The 20,817-nt window shown below is 27.2% G+C and carries 18 protein-coding genes; 2 read left to right on the top strand and 16 right to left on the bottom strand.

What is annotated here, in order from left to right:
- Window positions 1-24: 24 nt before the first annotated feature.
- The 3 genes from rsmH to ychF form a co-directional block, all read right to left on the bottom strand.
- The gene (gene rsmH / locus J7M87_RS19215; protein WP_291653672.1) at window positions 25-957 is read right to left on the bottom strand and encodes a 16S rRNA (cytosine(1402)-N(4))-methyltransferase RsmH; all 933 of its coding nucleotides are present in this window, start codon (window positions 955-957) and stop codon (window positions 25-27) included.
- Window positions 958-968: 11 nt separating this feature from the next.
- Entirely contained in the window at window positions 969-1,397 is a 429-nt protein-coding gene (mraZ, locus tag J7M87_RS19210; protein ID WP_291653722.1) for a division/cell wall cluster transcriptional repressor MraZ, read from the bottom strand.
- Between the two features lie 223 nt (window positions 1,398-1,620).
- Window positions 1,621-2,718, bottom strand: a complete 1,098-nt coding sequence (ychF, locus tag J7M87_RS19205; protein ID WP_291653670.1) for a redox-regulated ATPase YchF — start codon at window positions 2,716-2,718, stop codon at window positions 1,621-1,623.
- A 494-nt stretch (window positions 2,719-3,212) separates the two neighbouring features.
- Between ychF and pdaA the strand changes: the two genes are divergently transcribed.
- Window positions 3,213-3,995, top strand: a complete 783-nt coding sequence (gene pdaA / locus J7M87_RS19200; protein ID WP_291653668.1) for a delta-lactam-biosynthetic de-N-acetylase — start codon at window positions 3,213-3,215, stop codon at window positions 3,993-3,995.
- A 22-nt stretch (window positions 3,996-4,017) separates the two neighbouring features.
- Here the strand turns inward: pdaA and J7M87_RS19195 are convergent, their stop codons facing one another.
- The 8 genes from J7M87_RS19195 to J7M87_RS19160 form a co-directional block, all read right to left on the bottom strand.
- Window positions 4,018-4,671, bottom strand: a complete 654-nt coding sequence (locus J7M87_RS19195) for a cyclodeaminase/cyclohydrolase family protein (RefSeq protein WP_291653667.1) — start codon at window positions 4,669-4,671, stop codon at window positions 4,018-4,020.
- A 2-nt stretch (window positions 4,672-4,673) separates the two neighbouring features.
- Window positions 4,674-5,822 carry a glycosyltransferase gene (locus J7M87_RS19190; RefSeq protein ID WP_291653666.1) on the bottom strand — a complete coding sequence of 383 codons (1,149 nt, stop codon included), beginning with the start codon at window positions 5,820-5,822 and terminating at the stop codon, window positions 4,674-4,676.
- 2 nt (window positions 5,823-5,824) lie between these two features.
- Window positions 5,825-7,105: a glycosyltransferase gene (locus J7M87_RS19185; RefSeq protein WP_291653664.1), complete on the bottom strand. Its 1,281-nt coding sequence runs from the start codon at window positions 7,103-7,105 to the stop codon at window positions 5,825-5,827.
- Window positions 7,106-7,114: 9 nt separating this feature from the next.
- A complete protein-coding gene (gene murJ, locus J7M87_RS19180; RefSeq protein WP_291653662.1) occupies window positions 7,115-8,647 on the bottom strand; it encodes a murein biosynthesis integral membrane protein MurJ in 1,533 nt (510 codons plus the stop codon).
- A complete protein-coding gene (locus tag J7M87_RS19175; RefSeq protein WP_291653660.1) occupies window positions 8,640-9,374 on the bottom strand; it encodes a WecB/TagA/CpsF family glycosyltransferase in 735 nt (244 codons plus the stop codon). Before J7M87_RS19175 ends, murJ begins: the two co-directional genes overlap by 8 nt.
- A gap of 265 nt (window positions 9,375-9,639) precedes the next feature.
- Window positions 9,640-10,674, bottom strand: coding sequence for a tetratricopeptide repeat protein (locus tag J7M87_RS19170; protein ID WP_291653720.1), 1,035 nt, complete (start codon window positions 10,672-10,674; stop codon window positions 9,640-9,642).
- A 395-nt stretch (window positions 10,675-11,069) separates the two neighbouring features.
- Window positions 11,070-12,797 carry a phospho-sugar mutase gene (locus J7M87_RS19165; protein WP_291653657.1) on the bottom strand — a complete coding sequence of 576 codons (1,728 nt, stop codon included), beginning with the start codon at window positions 12,795-12,797 and terminating at the stop codon, window positions 11,070-11,072.
- Between the two features lie 120 nt (window positions 12,798-12,917).
- Entirely contained in the window at window positions 12,918-13,514 is a 597-nt protein-coding gene (locus tag J7M87_RS19160) for a 50S ribosomal protein L25 (protein WP_291653655.1), read from the bottom strand.
- 205 nt (window positions 13,515-13,719) lie between these two features.
- On the opposite strand from J7M87_RS19160, the gene J7M87_RS19155 reads away from it, so the two are divergent.
- On the top strand, window positions 13,720-15,183 hold the full coding sequence (locus J7M87_RS19155; RefSeq protein ID WP_291653654.1) for an aminotransferase class I/II-fold pyridoxal phosphate-dependent enzyme: 1,464 nt from the start codon (window positions 13,720-13,722) through the stop codon (window positions 15,181-15,183).
- A gap of 98 nt (window positions 15,184-15,281) precedes the next feature.
- On the opposite strand, the gene J7M87_RS19150 is transcribed toward J7M87_RS19155, so the two are convergent.
- From J7M87_RS19150 to J7M87_RS19130, 5 genes are all read right to left on the bottom strand, one after another.
- A complete protein-coding gene (locus tag J7M87_RS19150; protein ID WP_291653652.1) occupies window positions 15,282-16,409 on the bottom strand; it encodes a M15 family metallopeptidase in 1,128 nt (375 codons plus the stop codon).
- Window positions 16,410-16,482: 73 nt separating this feature from the next.
- Window positions 16,483-17,529, bottom strand: coding sequence for a hypothetical protein (locus J7M87_RS19145; RefSeq protein ID WP_291653650.1), 1,047 nt, complete (start codon window positions 17,527-17,529; stop codon window positions 16,483-16,485).
- A gap of 2 nt (window positions 17,530-17,531) precedes the next feature.
- Window positions 17,532-17,981, bottom strand: a complete 450-nt coding sequence (locus tag J7M87_RS19140; RefSeq protein WP_291653648.1) for a DUF523 domain-containing protein — start codon at window positions 17,979-17,981, stop codon at window positions 17,532-17,534.
- 91 nt (window positions 17,982-18,072) lie between these two features.
- Complete coding sequence (locus tag J7M87_RS19135; RefSeq protein ID WP_291653646.1) at window positions 18,073-20,430, bottom strand: endonuclease MutS2; 2,358 nt, start codon at window positions 20,428-20,430, stop codon at window positions 18,073-18,075.
- Between the two features lie 20 nt (window positions 20,431-20,450).
- On the bottom strand, window positions 20,451-20,810 hold the full coding sequence (locus J7M87_RS19130; RefSeq protein WP_291653643.1) for a hypothetical protein: 360 nt from the start codon (window positions 20,808-20,810) through the stop codon (window positions 20,451-20,453).
- Between the last annotated feature and the right edge of the window lie 7 nt (window positions 20,811-20,817).

Genomic DNA, 20,817 nt, shown 5'->3' with positions numbered 1-20,817 from the left:
CCCATACATTTTACTTAACTTTTTTTAAATTCTCTCTATAACCCTTAATTTAGCACTTCTACTTCTTGGATTTTCTTCTACTTCTTCTTTCGATGGTTCAATAGCCTTTCTACTAATTAACTTAACTTTCGCTTTGCCACCACAAACACAAATTGGAAATTCTTTTGGGCAAGTGCACGATGTTGCTAATTCCTTAAATTTAATCTTAACTATTCTATCCTCCAAAGAATGGAAAGTTATTATAGCCATTCTTCCACCTTTATTTAATCTATTTACACCATCTTCAATTGCCTTATTTAATATAGATAATTCGCTATTTACCTCTATTCTAATAGCTTGAAAAGTTCTTTTTGCTGGATGTGGTCCTTCTCTTCTAGCCTTAGCAGGTATAGCAGCTTTTATTATTTCTACTAATTCTAAAGTAGTTTCTATTGGTTTATTTTCTCTGTTTTCTACTATAAATCTTGCAATTCTTTTAGCAAACTTTTCTTCACCATAATCTCTAATTATTCTATAAATTTCTTCCTCTTCATACTCATTTATAACTTCATATGCAGACAAAGAGTTTTCTCTATTCATTCTCATATCTAAAGGTGCGTCTTGCATATAGCTAAATCCTCTATCACCCTCATCTAGTTGATAAGATGACACACCAAGATCCATAAGCATTCCATCTATTTTTTCAATTTCTAAGTTATTTAAAATTGAATCAATATTATAAAAATTACTATGGATAAACTTTACATTTTCAAAATCTTGTAACCTTTCACCAGCTGCTTTAAGTGCATCTTTATCTTGATCTACTCCTATCAAAGTTCCATCTTTTGATAAACTCTTTAGGATTTCTAAAGAATGCCCGCCTCCTCCAAGTGTTCCATCAACATATATTCCATCTTCTTTAATATTTAATCCCTCTATGCACTCATTTAAAAGTACCGATACATGCTTAAATTCCATAATATTACTCCTTATATTCCTAAATCGCTCATTTTTTCAGCAATAGAATCAAAATCTATATCTGATTCATTATATTCTTTCCATTTTTCCTTACTCCAAATTTCAACTCTAGTTAATACTCCTATACTTACTATTTCCTTTTCTATACATGCATATTCCTTTAAATTCTGAGGAATTAACCCTCTTCCTTGTTTATCAACTTCAATTTCGCAGGCTCCTGAAAAAAAGAATCTAACAAATGCTCTTGCATCCTTATTTGTAAGTGGTAAAGATTTCAATTTAACTTCTAGAGCTCTCCATTCTTCCATTGGATACGCGTAAAGACATCCATCCAAGCCTTTAGTAATAACAAAATTATTACCTAACCCCTCTCTTAGTTTTACAGGGACTATCATTCGATTTTTAGCATCTATTGCATGTTGATATTCTCCTATAAACATCTTTACTCCTACCTCATAACAATATAATAATATATCTGCTCCACTTTCAACCACTTTCAACCACTCTATAGTATTATTTTATAGAATTTCAACTAATTCTTCAAGGATTATTTGATTTTTTAAGAATTTATTTTACATAATTAATATAAAGTTATAAAATTTGTAATTATTAATTTCAAAAAATAAAAAGGCTGATTAAAAATCAGCCTTTTTAAAGAAGTAGTTATACATTAAATCTAAAGTTTACTACATCTCCATCTTTCATAACATATTCTTTACCTTCTAATCTGTAAAGTCCCTTTTCCTTAGCTGCTGCTTCTGAACCACATTCTACTAAATCATTATATGATACTATTTCTGCTCTAATAAATCCTCTTTCTATATCTGAATGTATCTTACCAGCTGCTTGTGGTGCTTTTGTCCCCTCTTTTATAGTCCAAGCTCTTACTTCTTGAACTCCTGCTGTTAAATAGCTTATTAAACCTAACAATTTATAACTAGCTCTTATAAGCTTATCTAACCCTGATTCTGTTAATCCATATTCACTTAACATTTCTTGTTTTTCTTCTTCTTCTAAACCTGATAGTTCTTCTTCTAATTTAGCACAAACAACAACAACTTCAGAGTTTTCACTTTCTGCATGTGTTCTTACCTTTTGAACATACTCATTATTTGTATTACCTTCCATCATATCGTCTTCTGATATGTTACATGCATAAAGAACTGGTTTTGAAGTTATTAAGAATAATCCTCTTATTAACTCTTCTTCCTCTTCTGTTACTTCTAATGTTCTTATAGGCAAGTTTTTTTCTAAGTGAGCCTTAACTTTTTCCATTAAAGCATATTCTTCCTTAGCTTTTTTATCTCCAGATCTAACTTGTTTGATTGATCTTTCCATTCTTCTTTCTAATACTTCTAAATCAGCAAATATAAGCTCTAAGTTTATAGTTTCTATATCTCTTATTGGATCAACTGACCCTTCAACGTGCACAACATTTCCATCATCAAAACATCTTACAACATGAACTATTGCAGAAACTTCTCTTATATGAGATAAAAACTTATTTCCTAATCCTTCACCTTTAGAAGCACCTTTAACAAGTCCTGCTATATCATAAAATTCAACTGCAGTATAAACTTTTTTCTTAGTATTATACATTTTTTCTAGAACATCTAATCTTTTATCTGGTACACTAACTACTCCAACATTTGGTTCTATAGTACAAAAAGGATAGTTTGCTGACTCTGCTCCAGCTTTTGTAATTGCATTAAATAAAGTACTTTTACCTACGTTTGGTAAACCAACTATTCCTAAATTCATCTATGTACATTCCTTTCTTCTCTTAAATCATATCCTTAAAATTATACTCTACAATATTAATTATTTCAACATTTATAAGTTATAATGAAAATTTATAGGTTAATAAAAAATTAAAATAATTTCTAGTATTAGATAGTTTATAAATAAATTTAAGAATTAATAACTAAAAATGAAAAAATAAAAAACTCAATGAATTTTTAAATTATATATGAGTTCATAAATTTAATTTTGAATTTTGCTTAGCAAAATATCATCATTCTTCCACTTCTTCATTAAATATTATTATCTATCCAAAATTCTTTTAAATAACGTTAATTATGTATATTATTAACTAAAATATTTATAATCGGCAATTAATAGCATTTATACATTGTATTTCTATGTGTAAAAGAATTATTTTAGATAAAAATAACTTATATAAGTTGTAGTTAAAAATGTTATTTTTTATAAACAACTTATAAAAATAGATATTATTTATAAAAGGTGGTGAGCTAATGAAAAAAATAAATATTTTTGCTACTTTTCTACTCTCTTTAATTTTTATCATTCCCTCTTCTTTTATACCTGTAAACGCCCTAGCCTCTGATGACTTAGAGCTAAATTGGTATTTTGTAAACAGAGAAAAAGGTAAAACTCCAGAATCCCCAAAAGAGTCAATTGACTTCTTTAGTGATCTTGGAGCCTATTATGTAGGTGATACAAATTCAAAAGTATTATATTTAACTTTTGATGAGGGTTATGAAAATGGTAATACTCCAAAAATTTTAGATATTTTAAAAGATGAACAAGTACCTGCTGCATTTTTTGTAGTTAAACCTTATATAAAAGAGCAACCAGAAATAGTTAAAAGAATGGTAGATGAAGGACATTTAGTTTGTAACCACACATCTCATCATCCATCTATGGCTAGTATTTTAGATAATGAAAAATTCAAAAAAGAATTCACTGAAGTAGAAGAAGAATTTAAAGCATTGACATCACAAGACATGCCTAAATTCTTTAGACCTCCAATGGGTAAATACTCTAAAAATTCTTTAAAGAAAACTCAAGATTTGGGATATAAAACAATTTTTTGGAGTTTTGCGTATAAGGATTGGCTTGTTGATAACCAACCCGAAGAATCTGCGGCAATAAAAAAGATAGTAAATGGTGCTCATCCAGGTTCTATAATGTTATTACATTCAGTATCTGATACAAATACAAAAATATTAAAAACTGTAATTCAAGAACTTAAAGCTCAAGGATATGAATTTAGATCCTTAAATGAATTACCCTAAAAAAATATAGTCTCTTTTGAGACTATATTTTTTTAGGGTATATTATATTTTCAACTTCATTCATTAAGTTGCACTTTTTAACATAAGAAATATTAAGTATACTCTTACATTTATTTTCTATTTCCACGCAAATCTCTTCTTCTCTTAAGAAATTTAAATTAACTTTTACATTAATTATTGAACTTTCTATTGCTGAATGTAATAAAACAGTTGCAACACCAGCATCAGAAATCAAATTTTTATTACCATATTTAATTGCAAATTCAATATTATCATAAAACTTAATACATTCTTCTGCCAATGATAGCGGTGTTTCCATTGCCTTCATGGTATTTTCTTCAATTTTTTCTTTCCTCATAATAATATCTTCTTCATTATCCTTAGGTAATTTATAGCTATCCATTAACCTTAAAAAATCATCTCTATCTTGTTCCATGAAATTTTGAACTTTCTTAGTAAACTCTTTAGTTTCTTCTTGTAGTTTAATCATCTTATTTTTTTCATTATCACCTAGTTTTTCAAAGACTTTTTTACCTATTGTTAATGAATAAACCATAGAATTTAAACTGCTAGATAAAGCTGCTACTAACGCTGCAGTACTTCCACCTCCTGGAGAAGGCGCATCTGAAGATAGTTCCGATATAAATTCATCTATACTATAATCTTTAAATAACATAATTAACCTCTCTTATCTAATACTATATCATAAATCTCTAGTATTTCATTTGTTATTTTTTCTTTAGAGAATTTTACAATACAATCTCTCCTTATATCTTCTGCATTATAAAAATTAATATTTTCCATTATATATTTCATTGCATTCCCTAATTCATCAACATCATCAACTTTAACAATCAATCCATTTTTAGAATTTATAATATCCTCAGCACCACCATTATAAGTTCCTATTACAGGTTTTCCTGATGCTAAAGCTTCAATATAAACAACTCCAAAAGTTTCATATCTTGAGGCTAATACAAAAGAATCACATATACTCATATAATGTGAAACTTCTTTCCTAGACAGAGCACCCAAAAATTCTACTTGACTTTTTATTTTCAACTCCTCACATAGTTTAACAAAAAAATCTTTTTGACTTCCATCCCCACCTATTAAGAGTCTAGAATCAGTTCCCTTGAAGTATTTAGCATATGATCTTATAAGGGTATCCATTCCTTTTTCACCTTCCAAAAATGCTAAAGAAAAGAAGGTAAAATTCTTATTTTTATTTTTACTTATATAGAAATTCTCCATTGGTATTAAGTTATGTATCACCTTTATATCTTTTCTTCCACAAAATTTTGATATTTCTTTCTTTAATCCATTGCCCACAGCTATTAATTCATCTGCTTCTAAATAAGATTCTTTTATTAAAGGTTTATAACTTTCTTTTATATACACTGCTTTCTCCAAAGAAGAATGTTCAGTTATTATTATTGGTATACTATACTTTTTTGAAATATAATTAGCACTTATTCCAGCCCAAAATGAAGATTGACAATGTATTAAATCTACTTCTCCTTCTCTTTTTACTATTTCCTTGTATAACTTTTCTAATCTTCTATTAAATACTTTAAACATCATAGGATTCTTAGGAAGATAATTAAAATTTTTATATCGGTATGTTTTTAATCCTTCTTCAATATCATAATTTAATCCTATTTTTTCTTTTATCTTAAAAGCTAATGTTAATGGCCAAACTTCATTATAAGCAATAGTAATTTTTATTCCACGTTCCTTAAGTGCTATTGCTTGTTCTTTAAAAAAACTTCCATGCACGGGGTTTCTTTTATTATGATACCATGATGGTATAAACATAACGTGCATAACTACTCCCCCTTTAAAATAGAATTTAATCTTTTAGATATATTTTCCCACTCATATTCTTTAATTTGATTTGATTTATTTCCTCTTAAAATATTTTGTGATAGTTCAGAAATACTTTTATAAATGTCTTGCTCATTATTTAAAGCTATACTACACTTATCTAAATTATTTACCACATCAATTATAGGGTCATTTTCATCCCCTAAAATAACTAAAATATATCCATTACACCCAAAGTAATCATATATTTTTGCTGGTATTTGCTTTGAATTCTTGTTGCCAAAAAGCAATAACACATCAGCATTAACCATATATGCTAGAGCTTCTCTATAAGGTATTCTATTTGATACTTTCACATTGCTTATAGTGGATAATTCATTTTTAATACTTTCATCATCTATATTCCCAAAGAAAAGTATATTTAAACTCTCATACAAATCATTATTTTCTACCTTAAGTTTATTGATTACTTTAATAAATGGTCTAACATCTCTAAGCCTTGAAAATATTTCTCCAGTGTAAACTATATTTATTTTCTTCTTATTTATAAACTTTGGATTTTCCTTTTCTTTTATATCTGAATATACTTTTTCATCATATCCCCTTGTTATAATATAAGTATCATCTTTTTTTATATTATATGTTTCTATATAATCATCTCTATTGGCCTTTGTAACAAAAATATATTTATCTGCTAAAGAAATTATATTTCTTTCATAATTTTTTTCAAAATTTCTTCTTATTAAATTAGATCCTTCTCTGGTAGAATCTTTAAGCCAAGGATCACTCCAATATGTTATCCATTTAAGACTCGGAAATTTCTTCTTAATTTTATATGCACATATATGACTAGATGGAGGTTCATGCATAGAAAACATAACATCAAATTTTTCTTTTTTCATAAGATTAATACCATATTTACTTGCTTTAAAAGCCCAATATAAATACATATCTGGCACTGCAAGTATTTTTTTTACCTTTTTTAAAATACCTTTAACTTTAATCTTTCCTAAACTAGTATTAACAATTGCTGTTTCTTGAGTTTTTTTTGGCATTATTGCCTCAAATAACTTTCCACCTGAAATTATATGTAATTTAATTCTCTTATCTAACATATTAAATATGTGTTCATCATAATAAATAGAATTTGAAGGAAAGTTAACAGTTAATAAATGAATAGTATTCTCTTTAATTTTTGCTAAATTATTTAAATATTGAAGAGTTTCAATTGATGCTGAGTTATTAATTAATGGAGAATAACATGCAATAAATAATATTTTCATTTTATTAATTTAAACCTCCTTCTTAACTTTTCCTTTTATCATATTTAAAGCCTCATCAAATTCTTCTATTTTTAGAATTTTGCACATAATCATAAATAATATTGCTCCAAGGCTTCCGTCAATTAAAATAATAATTAAAGAACTTTCTATTCCTAATAACTTATTTATTAAGTAAAGAATTAAAATCATTAATGATGAACTTAATATAATTTTACTAATCTTTATAATAACTTCTTTTATATTAAAGTTTCCAACTAACTTCCTAGTTGAATTTAATAATAATAAAGCTATAACTAATGATGATACAGATGTAGATATAGCTATACCCAGTACCCCTATGTATTTAGATAAAATGACGCTTAAAATTATATTTATAACAACACCTATTATTCCATTAATGGTAGTAAGTTTTGTTTTTTTCATTGAAAATAATGAAGAGTTTAAAATATCTCTTATTCCTGCAAAAGGTAGTTGCAAGGAATATCCAAGCAATGCCATAGAAGTTAAAATAACAGCACTTGAATCAAATTTTCCTCTTTCATAAAATACTGCAACTATTTCTTTACTTAAAAATAGCATTCCAAAAGTTATAGGAATTAAAAATAAGCATATTATTACTATTGATTTAGTTAAATATTTTATAAATCCAGTATTATCTCCAGCATTCAATCTATTTGCCATTAAAGGATAAACTACTGATACTATTGATGTTGTTATTGCTGTATTTGCAAATGTAACTATTCTTTGAGAGTATTCTAATGAGGCCATTGCACCTGTAGTTAATCCTGATGCCAAGCTTTTATCTACTAACATATTAATTGAATTTGCTCCAGCTCCGACTATAACTGGAAGTATTAAAATCATCATATTTCTAAGCTTTTCATCTTTCAAATCTATATATAATTTTAATTTATAACCTTGCTTATATAAAGATGGGATTTGAACTAATACTCTTAATAAATTTCCTAATATATTTGCAATAGTTAACCCTATAATACTTACCTCTCCAAAAAAAGCTAAATAAACTATTATTGGAAGATTAAAAAACAATCCTAATATTGATGGGACAATAAAATCTTCACACACTTGTAGTATTGATAAAAAACAAGCATTAATACATAATAAAACTACATTTATTAAAGTTATTCTAGTTAAAAATATAGTTAGCTCAATTTGCTCTATAGTGAACTTAGGCACAAAAATATTAACTATTTCCTTTGTAAATATTAATCCTAAGATAATTATAAATATTGATAATATACTTAAAATAGTAATAACATTATTTGAAAACTTAAACATCTCTTCTTTACTTTTATTATGTTTAATTTCACTTAACATTGGTATAAAAGTAGTTGATATTGCAAGACCAACAATCATAAATACTGACTCAGGTATTGCAACTGAAGCAACATATATGTCATAAGAACCTTCTACACCAAAGTGATATGCTGCTAACATATCCCTACCAAAACCTATTATTCTACTTACTATAGTCATAAACATTACTATAAAAGTTGCTTTAAAAATCTTATTTTTACTCATACTTCACCTTTTTATTTTTGACAACGAGCAATAAAAACTTAGGTATACTTCCAAGTCTCTTTATCCTCCATGGTTCTTTTGAAACTCTATAGAGCCACTCTAATCCAAGTTTTATCATCCACTTAGGTGCTCTATTAACCTTTTCTGCAATCACATCAAAACTTCCGCCAACCCCCATAAAGATTTTACATGGCAACTCTTCCATATATCTTACTATAAATTCTTCTTGTCTTGGACAGCCCATAGCTACAAAGATAGCATATGGTTCTTTTTCTTTTATTTCATTTATTATTTCATATGCTTTATTTATATCAAAAAAGCCATTTCTATATCCCACAATATTTATATTTGGATACTTAACCATTAAATTTGCAACACAAGCATTAAGATTTTCATCACTTGTTCCTAATAAATATATACCTTTATTCTCCTTTGAACACTTTTTTATTATTCCTTTCATTAAATCTATTCCTGCTATTTTTTCTTCAACAGGAGTCTTTAAGTATTTAGCTGCAATTTGAAGGCCCACACCATCTGGTATTATAAATGCTTTATCACTTTTAAAGTTTTCTAATAATTCCTTATTATAAAGTCCTGTGTACAGCACTTCTGGATTCCCTGATATAATATGAACCTTATCAAACTTATCAATATATTTTAATGCATCTAGTAATTTATTTTTATATACTTTGTATCCTAATACATTAATAAAATCATTATCTTTCATCTTCTCTCCTTAATAATACATAAGTAAAATTATTCATAATTATAATACCATATTTATCTAACTTACTAAAGTTAAAAATTGCGAAGCAATTTATTAGTGAAAAGTTAGGAGTGAAAGAGTGAAAAGCTTAGGATATTTTGCTTCGCAAAATTTAATCTATAAGTGCAAAACACCTTTTATTCAAAAAAATCCTGTAAGGATTTTCTCCTTAACTTTTTCCCTATTAACTATTTCACTCTTCACTATTTTGCTTCGCAAAATATAACTATTTGCTTAACATCTTTTCTAAGTCTTTTACAATTTCATCTTCTGGATCTAACTTTTTTGCTATATCAAGATGTAATTTAGCTTCTTCTAAATTATTTAAATTCATATAGCACATAACAATATTTGTGCATATTTCTACTTCTTTTGTAACCTCAAAAGCCTTCTTAAAGTATTTAATTGCACTTTCAAAGTCATTTATACACGCATAGTTTATTCCAAGCTCTACAACTACTTCATATATTCCACTTTCTCTTCCTAAACTTTCATTTAAATAATAAATAGCTTTTTCATAATTTTCAAGTTTTCTATAAGCAACACCTAAATAATAATAAACCAATGGATTATTTTCAAATTTTTCTAGTAACTCAAGTAATAATTTCACTGTTTTAACTGGATCATCTTTTAAATGTTCTATTGCAATTTCATAATTTGATATATTAGTGATATCATCAATTAATATGCTTACCTCTTCTGTTTTTTTACCACCATTATTTAAATACTCATTAATTGCAACTTTTGCTCCTTTAAAGTCCCCGTCATCTTTTAATATCAAAGTCTTATAAAGATATGCTTCTGGGACTTTTAAAGAATTTTCTTCACAATACTCTATATCTTGCAATAAAATGTCTTTAAAAGCACTATCCTTTTCTCTTAAATTTTCACCAACTAATAAAAGTTTTTTCATAACATCCATATCTTTTGAATATCTATAAAATCCTTTTAAAAGTAAATAAGCATCTATTAATTTCTCATCATTTATTTTTTTAGAAATTATACTTTTTATACAATTTTCTGTATCCTTAATATATGTTAATATAGTTTCATAATCTTCATTAAATCTTAAATTTTCATCTGCTCCTATTGCAAAAAACATTCCTTCTATAAAATAATATATAGGTAAATTTTTAATTTTAACTTCATTATTAACATTTGATGTTATATATTCTGGAGAAATAGGTAAATATAAATCTTTATTTTTAAAATCTACATAACTAGGAATATGTACACTTTCTTTAAACCCCTCTTTATCCATTTCTAAAAATAATAACTTACCTAATTTTTCTTTAAATGCTGCATTATAATCCAATACAGATACCTCCTTAAAAATAGCTTTATTATAAATAATACTATATATTTTAATAGCTTTCAAATAAGAATGTTAATATATAAAGTTTGCTTATTTAAAGTTCAAATACTATTCTAAACTTTTATTATACATCTTTCTCTCCATTCTAAATTAATGTTTATTTAAGCTCTGATAAAACTCACCTTCTTTAATCTTTAAACAACTATATTTATTAAATTTAATTTTAAATTTTACATTGTCATCTTTTCTAAAATTTAGGGTTATATTTTACCATATCAAATAAGGTAAGCTATTAACCTAATAACTTACCCTACTATCTATAATTATATAACTTTTTATATTTAATTTAACTTAGAATTGATTAAGTTTACTACTTCATTTTTAAAGCTTTCTAGTTTTTCTTTTGAATCCTCTAAGCTATTTCCTTTAACAGCAACGTAAGCTTTCATTTTCGGCTCTGTTCCTGAAGGTCTTACTACAAACCATGCACCATTTTCTAAAACGAACTTTAGAACATTTGACTTTGGAAGATCAATTTCTTTTTTATCTCCATTACTTATATTCTCTTCAGTTCCTAACTTATAATCATACTTTGTAGCTATCTTAACTCCATTAATTTCCACAAGATTTTCATTTCTTAAAGAATCAATACACTTAGCTATTTTTTCGCTTCCTTCTTTTCCTTTTAACTCAAATGATACTAGAGTTTCTTTAAAGTATCCATACTTTTCATATAACTCTACTAAACCATCATAAAGACTTTTTCCTTTTTCCTTATAGAATAAAGTCATTTCTGCTATTAGCATAGCTGCTATTACAGCATCTTTATCTCTAACAAAATCTCCTGCTAAGTATCCATAACTTTCTTCAAATCCAAAAATATAAGCCTTATCTTTATTGACTTCAAATCCTTGAATCTTTTCTCCAATATATTTAAATCCAGTTAATACTTCTATAAGTTCAATATTATACGCCTCTGCAATTTTCTTAGCACCATCTGTAGTTACTATAGTTTTAATTATAACTCCATCTTCTGGTAGTTCCCCTTCTTCCTTTAAAGCATCTAAAATATATTGGGTTAACAATAATCCTGTTTGATTTCCAGTTAATACTCTATATTCACCTTCACTATCTTTTACAACAACACCAATTCTATCTGCATCTGGGTCTGTTGCAAAAATAACATCTGGATTTTCAGTTTTAGCCATTTCTAATGCTAACTTAAATACTGCTGGTTCCTCTGGGTTTGGATATGATGAAGTTGGGAAGTTTCCATCTGGCATTTCTTGTTCTTTAACTACTGATACCCCAGTATATCCAAGTTCATTAAGAATTCTTCTTACTGGCATATTTCCTGATCCATGTATTGGAGTATATATAACCTTTAAATCACAAGCATTTTCTTTTACTAGTTCTTTTCTAATAGTTAAGTCTTTTACTAAATCAATATAAGCTTTATCTACTTCTTCTCCAATATATTTTAATAAACCTTTTGCTAAAGCTTCTTCTTCATTCATTGTATTTATCTTATCAAAATTATCTATTTTATTAACTTCACTTATTATTATGTTAGCTTTTTCATCAGTAACTTGACCACCAAACTCATCATAAACCTTATAACCGTTATATTCTTTTGGATTATGTGAAGCTGTAACAACAATTCCACCAGTACAATTTAAATGTCTTACTGCAAAAGAAAGCATTGGAGTTGGTCTTAAACTTTCATATAAATACACATTGATATTGTTTGCACAAAGAGTTAAAGCTGCAGCTTTTGAAAATTCCTTTGACATATTTCTAGAATCATATGCTATTGCTACTGAAGGATTTTCAAATCTTCCATTTAAATAATTTGCCAATCCTTGAGTTGCTTTAGAAACAGTATATATATTCATTCTATTGCTTCCTGCACCAATTACACCTCTAAGTCCACCTGTACCAAACTCAAGGTCCTTATAAAATCTATCTTCAATTTCCTTTTCGTCCTTTATTGCTCTTAATTCATCTTTCATCTTTTCATCAACTATGTTTGATTCTAACCAATCATTATATTTTTCTCTATATAACATGCTACCCCTCCTAAAACTAATAATCAGGTAATATTATACACTAAAGAGTTTAATTATGGAATAAAAAAATGTAAAGAGACACCATATTGCACCTCTTTACACTTTTTAAAATTACTTTTATTATTTTTTACTATTTTCTTCTGCTATTTCTTCCATATCATCACTTACAGTTTTTCTTTCATAGCTTACTGAAGCAATTACAGTATTTAAATCATCAATTATTGAAAGTTCAGATGCTACTTCTAAATCCCCTACTCTATAAACATATCCATCACCACTTCCATTGATATTTATATCAACATATTTTGGTAATGTATCTGCTGTACATTCTACTCTTATACTATCTTTTTCTTTTTGTAATACCATTCCTCTTTTACCTAGATGACCTTCTCCAACATAATGAATTGGTACAGAAGATACTATTTTTTGGTTTTGCTCCAACTCTTCTAAATCTAAATGAATTATTTTATGTGATACTGGATCTCTTTGGACATCTTTTATTAAAGCTTTATGAGCATTTCCATTTAAATCAAAGTCCAATACTCCATGTTCTCCATTTTTAGAAATTTCTCTACATAATTCTAATTCTCCAACTTCAAACATAAAATCATTTAAACTCTTACCATATAATATTCCTGGAACCTTTCCAGCTCTTCTTACCTTCTTTGCATTGTTAGGTATGTTTACATCTCTCTTATTTAAGTTTAAGTTATTCACAGATAATTCCTCCTATTATTCAGCTTCTCTTCAAATATTGTTGTCAGAAATACTATTTTTTATTCAAATTTCACTAATTTACATATTTCTTTTAATTAAATTGAGTATTTTATTGCATAGTTTAACCTAATAAAATATAATATTATTGTTTGTATAAAACTTATTTGATAACCAATAATAGTTATAAGAGAGAAGGTGTTCTAGATTGTATAAATTAAATCAAAATGAAACTCCTCTTTTTGATGCCCTTAAAGAATATGTAAATAGAGACACACTACCATTTCATGTTCCTGGACACAAAAAAGGAGTAGGTATAGATAAAGAGTTTAAGAATTTTATAGGTGAAAATCCATTTAAAATAGATGTTACAGTATTTAAACTAGTTGATAGCTTACATCATCCTACTGGCCCTATAAAAAAAGCCCAAGAATTAGTAGCTGATGCTTATGAAGCACATGCTTCATTTTTCTCAATCCACGGTACATCAGGTGCTATACAAGCTATGATACTTGCAGTAGTAAATGATGGTGATAAAATAATCGTTCCTAGAAATGTACATAAATCAGTTACTTCTGGCATTATCTTAAGTGGTGCTGTTCCAGTTTTTATGGAACCTGTAATTGATAAGAAATTAGGAATTGCCCACGGTGTAACTCCTGAAACTGTTGAAAAAACTCTTAAAGAAAATCCAGATGCTAAAGCCGTATTAATTATAAATCCTACTTATTATGGAGTTGCAACAGACATAAAGAAAATTGCTGATATAGTTCATAGCTATGATATTCCATTAATAGTAGATGAAGCACATGGTCCTCATTTAGCATTTTCAGAAAAATTACCTATGTCAGCATTAAAAGCTGGTGCTGATATTTGTGCTCAAAGTACACATAAAATAATAGGATCATTAACTCAAGGCTCTTTATTACATGTTAAAAGTAAATATGTAAATCCTAAAAGAGTTCAGCAAATTTTAAATTTAATGCAGACAACTTCTCCTTCATATATAATAATGGCATCTTTAGATTGTGCTAGAAGACAGATTGCATTAGAAGGAAAAAACTTACTTGAAAAAACAATAGAACTTTGTAAATATACTAGAGATGAAATAAATAAAATCCCTGGATTCCATTGCTTTGGAGAAGAAGTTTTAGGCAAGCCTGGTTCATATTCCTTTGATCCAACTAAACTTACTATTTCCTCTAGAGAGCTTGGAATAACAGGATTTGAACTTGATATGATCCTTGCAGATAAATATCATATTCAAATGGAATTATCAGATTTTTATAATATTTTAGCTGTTGGTTCTTTTGGAGACACTAAAGAAGGTATGGATAGATTACTATCTGCACTTAGAGAAATATCTAATGAGTATTATGGTAAAAAGGAACCTGTTCAAGACTTTTTAGATATTCCTGCTATACCAACAAAAATACTTAATCCAAGAGAAGCTTTTTATAGTGATAAAATTTCAATTCCTTTAAATGAAAGCATAGGTAAAATTTCTGGTGAATTCTTACTTGCTTATCCTCCTGGAATTCCAGTACTTTGTCCTGGAGAGGAAATAACTCAAGAAGTTGTAGATTATGTTCATGATTTAAAAAGAGCTAATTTATATGTTCAAGGAACTGAAGATTTAACTGTAGAAAATATTAAAATTGTAAATAAATAAAACTTTAAAAGATTTCTTTATTCATTATTAAATAAAAAATATTTTATAATTTCTATAACCAATAAAAAAAGTAATTTGATAAAATCAAATTACTTTTTTTATAATCCTAGATATTCTTCTAAAGTCAAATCATTATCTTTGAAGTTTTTACTATGATCAACTCCAATATATCTAAAATGCCACGACTCATGCATATATCCAGTTTTCCATTCTTTTCCTTCTGGATATCTTAAAATAAATCCATATTTATAACTATTATCTTTTAGCCATTTTGCTTCATCAGTATATTTAAAATCTTCTTCTGCCCAAAGTGATCTATCAACACCACCTATATCAAAAGCAAGCCCTGTTTGATGTTCGCTAAATCCAGGTTTAGCAGAAAATGTATCAGTAGGATCTTGACCATAATTTGATACATAATTCCAATATAGTCTATTTTGACTCCAATAACTTCTATAAGTTGAAAATGCATTTAGATAAATCCCCTCGTTAGCAGCATCTGCCTTCATATTTTCAAATGCTTGCCTTGCTTCTACCCCTTCGCCTGGTGCAAAGCTATCCGGTAATCCGAATTCTTTATTTACAATTAAAATTCCATTTATATATTTAGGCTCCCTTAAACTTGCATCTTCATTTGACTTTTCTTCATATGTTTCCTTTATACGTCTTTCATTAGCAATTTTTTTAGTTTCATTTATATAGTTAATCAATGAATTTAATGTTTCCTTAGCCTGTTTGTATTTTTTCTCGCTGAATAATTGATTGTATTCATCAGTAAGCTCATTAACCTTATTCATTTCTTCTTCTGAAAAGCCTTTTAAGTTATCCTCATTTATTTCATTAAACATCTTTTCAAGTTCTATTTGATTTGAGGCACTTAATTGATTTATTTTTGATTTTAATTCTAAAATTAAACTTTCTAGCTCTTCAGTTATTCCTTCAGACAAATTCTTTTCAATATTTTTTATAAATGTACTAATTTCATTTAATGTTTCATCTGTAGCATATATATTGTTAAAACTATCTTTAATAGATTTATAATCATTTAAAGCTTCCATTTGAAGACTAAATCTCTCACTAGCTTCTGCTTCGGAGTTCAATAAATTAAAATGTTTAAATTTAATAGGGGTATATAAAAACAATCCAATTATAACTCCAAAAATAGTTAATGCCATAATTCTTCGTCTTAACATTTGCCTTTTTCTGCTTGCTTTCTTCTTTTTCAAAATCTAACCTCCATTATTTTTTGCATTCATTAGTGCATATAAATTTAAATATAATTTATATTCTATAAATTTTCTATTTATTTAATAAAATCTTTATTTTTTCTCTTATATTTTTATCTAAAGAATATTCACTTAGATAGTATAGCTTACTATTTATATCAGCATCATTATTATCTAATGTAAAATAAGTAATTGCTGCATCAATCCTTAAAGACTCATCAATTTTATCAATTGAAATAGTTATTGGATCATCCTTTTCTATCATCATAATTTCTTCTAAGTTAATTGTATTTTTACCCATAGCTATTGCTTTAAGGAATTTTAAATGTCCTTTAGTGAATCTTTCTGCTGCATTTATTAAATGCTTTAATGTATTATAAGCATTTTTTATTTCTCCATTCTTTACAAAACTCTTATAGAAATGTTGTATTAATCCAATTACTTGATTATTCTCTTTTATTTGAGACATAAACCCTAAAATAATAATTTTATTTTCATCATTAAATGCAATTAAATTATTCATAATTGAATTAATTATCTCTTCCGTTCTTATATTTTCACTTGCTAGCTTGCATAATAGATTTGTAGCTTTTAAATTTAAATTTGAATTTTTCTGTGAAACTCTCTCTAAAATAGGAACTGCATCTTCTTTATAGCTATAAATTATCATTAATACCGAATTTTCAACAACTATAGACCACTCTCCTATTTCGTCGTACTTATCTATAAACCTACTTGGCTTATGTATTTTCCCATTTAAGTAATTTGGTAACTCACTTATATATTCTCTTCCTATATTACTTGCTGCTTCTCTTGCTACTATCCTAACTTGATTAAAATCATCATATAGTTCAATTACCTTTAAAATTTCACTAGAAATTAAATTATCTATTTCTTCTTTTGATAATTTAACCTGTTCTTTTAAATTTATTTCTTCAAAATTTTCAATAGAATTTTTTTCTACTTTCAAATCTATTTCTTCTTTATAAGTAAGTTCTTCTTCATAATCATTGTCCTTTGAATCATCTATCTTTTTTTCAAATTCATCTTCATATTCTTCTTCATAATCATCTTCGTAATTTTTTCTTTTTACTCTTTTAAAAATGTCTAATATCCCCATCATTATTCTCCCTTCAAGTCAATATCACTTATAACATCTATTCCATTTTTCTCTAGAATAGTAGCAGTCAAACCTTTTCCAATTATTTTTGTTCCATTAAAATTTCCATCATAAATATAATTGATTCCACATGATGGACTCCCTTCCTTTAAAATAGCTTTATTTATATTACTTAATTTCGCTATATGTAAAGTTTCATATGCTCCCTTTAAAAACTCTTTGGTAACATCTAAACCTTCTTTAGTTATAATTTTATCATTACCATTTAAAACGCCTTCTGAATCTCCTTGAATTTCTGCTGGAGTTCTAGGTGTAGGAAGTCCTCCTAGTTGTTCAGGACATATCAATATGGCTTTACCTTCTTTAAAAATATCCACACACTTACTATTTAAGTTATTACTGCCATTATATTTACAATTAACCCCACATAAACAACTACTTATAAGATACATATATACACCTCTTTTCATATACAATTATAGCATAAAAAAAGACTCTAAAACACGAGTCTCTTCTTATCTTAATAGTATTTTAATTATTATTTTATTTAAGTATTGCTATAGTTACTCCATCTCCACCTTCACCATACTCACCTAATCTATAGCTTTTAACATGTGAATGCCTTTTTAACATATCATTTATAGCTTTTCTTAAAACTCCTGTTCCTTTTCCATGAACTATTGTTACTTCTCCTAAATTAGCCATATATGCTTCATCTAAATATTTATCTGTTTTATAACAAGCTTCTTCCGCATCCATTCCTCTTAAATCAACTCTGCTTTCTATTGATTTTAAGTTTAACTTAAGCTCTCTCTTTTTCTTTTCTTTTTTAGCAGGCGCGTTATTAATTTTTCTTAAGTCTTTTAACTTTACATTTATTTTCATTATGCCTGCTTCTACTTGAACTTCTCCTCTTGAATCAGGCATTGAAATAATTATTACATTTTGATTTAAAGAAGGTAAATATGCATCCATTCCTAAAGTTACTTTTTCAATGGCTTCTCCAGTATTTTCTCTTGTTTTATATAATGACTCTTCCTTCTTTTCTAAACTATCCTTAAGTTTCTTTCTTTCTTCTTCTAATCTTGCTCTGCCACCTTGAGAAATTCCAAGCTTTTCAAGTTCTCTCATTGCCTTTAAGATTTCATCAGCTTCATCTTTTGCTTTTGCTATAATATCCTTTGCTTCTCTTCTAGCTTCATTATAGGCCTTATCTCTAACTTCTTCTAACTTTTTAAATTTTTCATCATACTTCTTTTTAAGTTCTTCCGCTTCTGTTTTTATCCTTTTAGCTTCTCTTGCATCTCTATTAGCTAAAATACTTTTTTCTTGAAGGTCCCTTATTAAATCCTCAAATTGAAGGTTTTCTGATGAAATATTACTTTTAGCTTTATTTATTACATCCTCTTGAAGTCCTAATCTCTTTGAAATTTCAAAGGCATTTGATTTTCCTGGAACACCAATTAAAAGTCTATAAGTAGGTCTTAAAGTTTCAACATCAAATTCAACAGATGCATTTTCAATTCCAGCTGTTCTTAAAGCATATCCTTTTAATTCACTATAATGTGTTGTTGCTATTAATCTAGCTTCTTGCTCTCTTAATGTATCTATTATAGCTATTGCTAGAGCTGCACCTTCAACTGGATCAGTACCTGACCCTAATTCATCAAATAAAACTAATGAACTATCGTCTGCTTCTTTCATTATTTTTACTATATTAGTCATATGAGATGAAAAGGTAGATAGTGATTGCTCTATACTTTGTTCATCTCCTATATCAGCAAATATCTTTGTGAAAAAGCTTATGCTTGAAGCATCTTTTGCTGGTATTAAAAGTCCACTAAGTCCCATTAAATGTAATAATCCAACTGTCTTTAACGTTACTGTTTTTCCCCCAGTATTTGGTCCAGTAATCATTAAAGTATTAAATTCTTTGCCTAAATAAATATCAGAAGGAACAACTACCTTAGGATCAATTAAAGGATGTCTTCCTTGAATTATATCAAAGCTTCTATCTTCATTAACTTCTGGACAAATAGCATTTAAACTAGAAGCATATTTCCCTTTTGCAAATATGAAATCTAATTCTGTAAGAATTTTATAGTTTGATTCAACAGTTTCAATATTTTCATAAACTCTATTAGATAAATCCATTAATATTCTTTCGATTTCTGCTTTTTCCTTTAGCTTAAGTTCTTTAATTTCATTATTTAAATTTACAAGACTCATTGGCTCTATAAATAGTGTTGCTCCAGTTGAACTTTGATCATGTACAAGACCTGGAACTGCTCCCTTATATTCAGCCTTTACAGGTAAAACATACCTATCTCCCCTCATTGTATATAAAGTATCTTGAAGATACTTTGCATTTGCTCTTACAATTGAATTTATTTTATCTCTAACCGAAGAATTTTTTTCTTTTAAATTTCTTCTTATTCCATTTAAAGTACTACTTGCTTTATCACTTATTTCATCTTCAGAAATTATAGACATTTCTATAATGTCTTCAAGATTTTTTATAGGAGTTAGTATATATGCTAAATCTTCTAAAATAACATGAGGAACTTCATCTTCTCTTCTAGATATATATTCCTTAAATCTTCTTGAACATTTAAGCATACCACCAATTTTTAATAATTGACCTGCTGATAGTACTCCTCCTTTTTTAGCTCTCTCAATTCCCTCTCTGACATCAAATAATCCTTCGAATGGAGGATTTCCTTTTGTTATTAATAAATCCAATGCTTCATTACTTTCCTTAAGCTTATTTTTAACTTCAAATACAGTATCATAAGGTATAAGATTATCTATAATATTTTTTCCACCATGTGTTATTGCATATTCTTTTAATTTTTCTTTTATTTTATTAAATTCTAATACTCTAAGAGTTCTTTTTTCCATAATATCTCCTCTTCATTACCTTAGCCTTTAATTTTGCTTAATAAATCAGCTATGCTTCTATTAAAATTATTATAATTATAGGTAGCTAATAATGCTGAAATTAGTACATATAAATTACTTATAACTGCAAATGTGTTAATTGCAATCTTATTATCATTTTCTTTAATTAATATAGCTAATAAAAATAATGTTACTCCTATAGCAATCATTATAATTTGCTTTTTCCAAAGATCTTTTAATAATTTAATTCCTTCTCTTCTATATTCAGAATTTGTATTTACTATTTCATTATTTTTTTTAAATTTTCTTGTTCCTAATATAACTAATAAATTTAATAAAACTACACCTAAAAGTAAATATTTAAGTAATGTAATACTCATATTTTCG

This window comes from Clostridium sp. (genome assembly GCF_017888565.1).
Taxonomy (GTDB): Bacteria; Bacillota; Clostridia; order Clostridiales; family Clostridiaceae; genus Clostridium.
This window is presented reverse-complemented; position numbering and strand designations above follow the sequence as displayed.

Bases quoted from the DNA above. Each gene is read 5' to 3' on its own strand.
- rsmH (WP_291653672.1), bottom strand. From the start codon at position 957: ATGGAATTTAAGCATGTATCGGTACTTTTAAATGAGTGCATAGAGGGA.
- mraZ (WP_291653722.1), bottom strand. From the start codon at position 1,397: ATGTTTATAGGAGAATATCAACATGCAATAGATGCTAAAAATCGAATG.
- ychF (WP_291653670.1), bottom strand. From the start codon at position 2,718: ATGAATTTAGGAATAGTTGGTTTACCAAACGTAGGTAAAAGTACTTTA.
- pdaA (WP_291653668.1), top strand. From the start codon at position 3,213: ATGAAAAAAATAAATATTTTTGCTACTTTTCTACTCTCTTTAATTTTT.
- J7M87_RS19195 (WP_291653667.1), bottom strand. From the start codon at position 4,671: ATGTTATTTAAAGATTATAGTATAGATGAATTTATATCGGAACTATCT.
- J7M87_RS19190 (WP_291653666.1), bottom strand. From the start codon at position 5,822: ATGCACGTTATGTTTATACCATCATGGTATCATAATAAAAGAAACCCC.
- J7M87_RS19185 (WP_291653664.1), bottom strand. From the start codon at position 7,105: ATGAAAATATTATTTATTGCATGTTATTCTCCATTAATTAATAACTCA.
- murJ (WP_291653662.1), bottom strand. From the start codon at position 8,647: ATGAGTAAAAATAAGATTTTTAAAGCAACTTTTATAGTAATGTTTATG.
- J7M87_RS19175 (WP_291653660.1), bottom strand. From the start codon at position 9,374: ATGAAAGATAATGATTTTATTAATGTATTAGGATACAAAGTATATAAA.
- J7M87_RS19170 (WP_291653720.1), bottom strand. From the start codon at position 10,674: ATGGATAAAGAGGGGTTTAAAGAAAGTGTACATATTCCTAGTTATGTA.
- J7M87_RS19165 (WP_291653657.1), bottom strand. From the start codon at position 12,797: ATGTTATATAGAGAAAAATATAATGATTGGTTAGAATCAAACATAGTT.
- J7M87_RS19145 (WP_291653650.1), bottom strand. From the start codon at position 17,529: ATGGGGATATTAGACATTTTTAAAAGAGTAAAAAGAAAAAATTACGAA.
- J7M87_RS19140 (WP_291653648.1), bottom strand. From the start codon at position 17,981: ATGTATCTTATAAGTAGTTGTTTATGTGGGGTTAATTGTAAATATAAT.
- J7M87_RS19135 (WP_291653646.1), bottom strand. From the start codon at position 20,430: ATGGAAAAAAGAACTCTTAGAGTATTAGAATTTAATAAAATAAAAGAA.
- J7M87_RS19130 (WP_291653643.1), bottom strand. From the start codon at position 20,810: ATGAGTATTACATTACTTAAATATTTACTTTTAGGTGTAGTTTTATTA.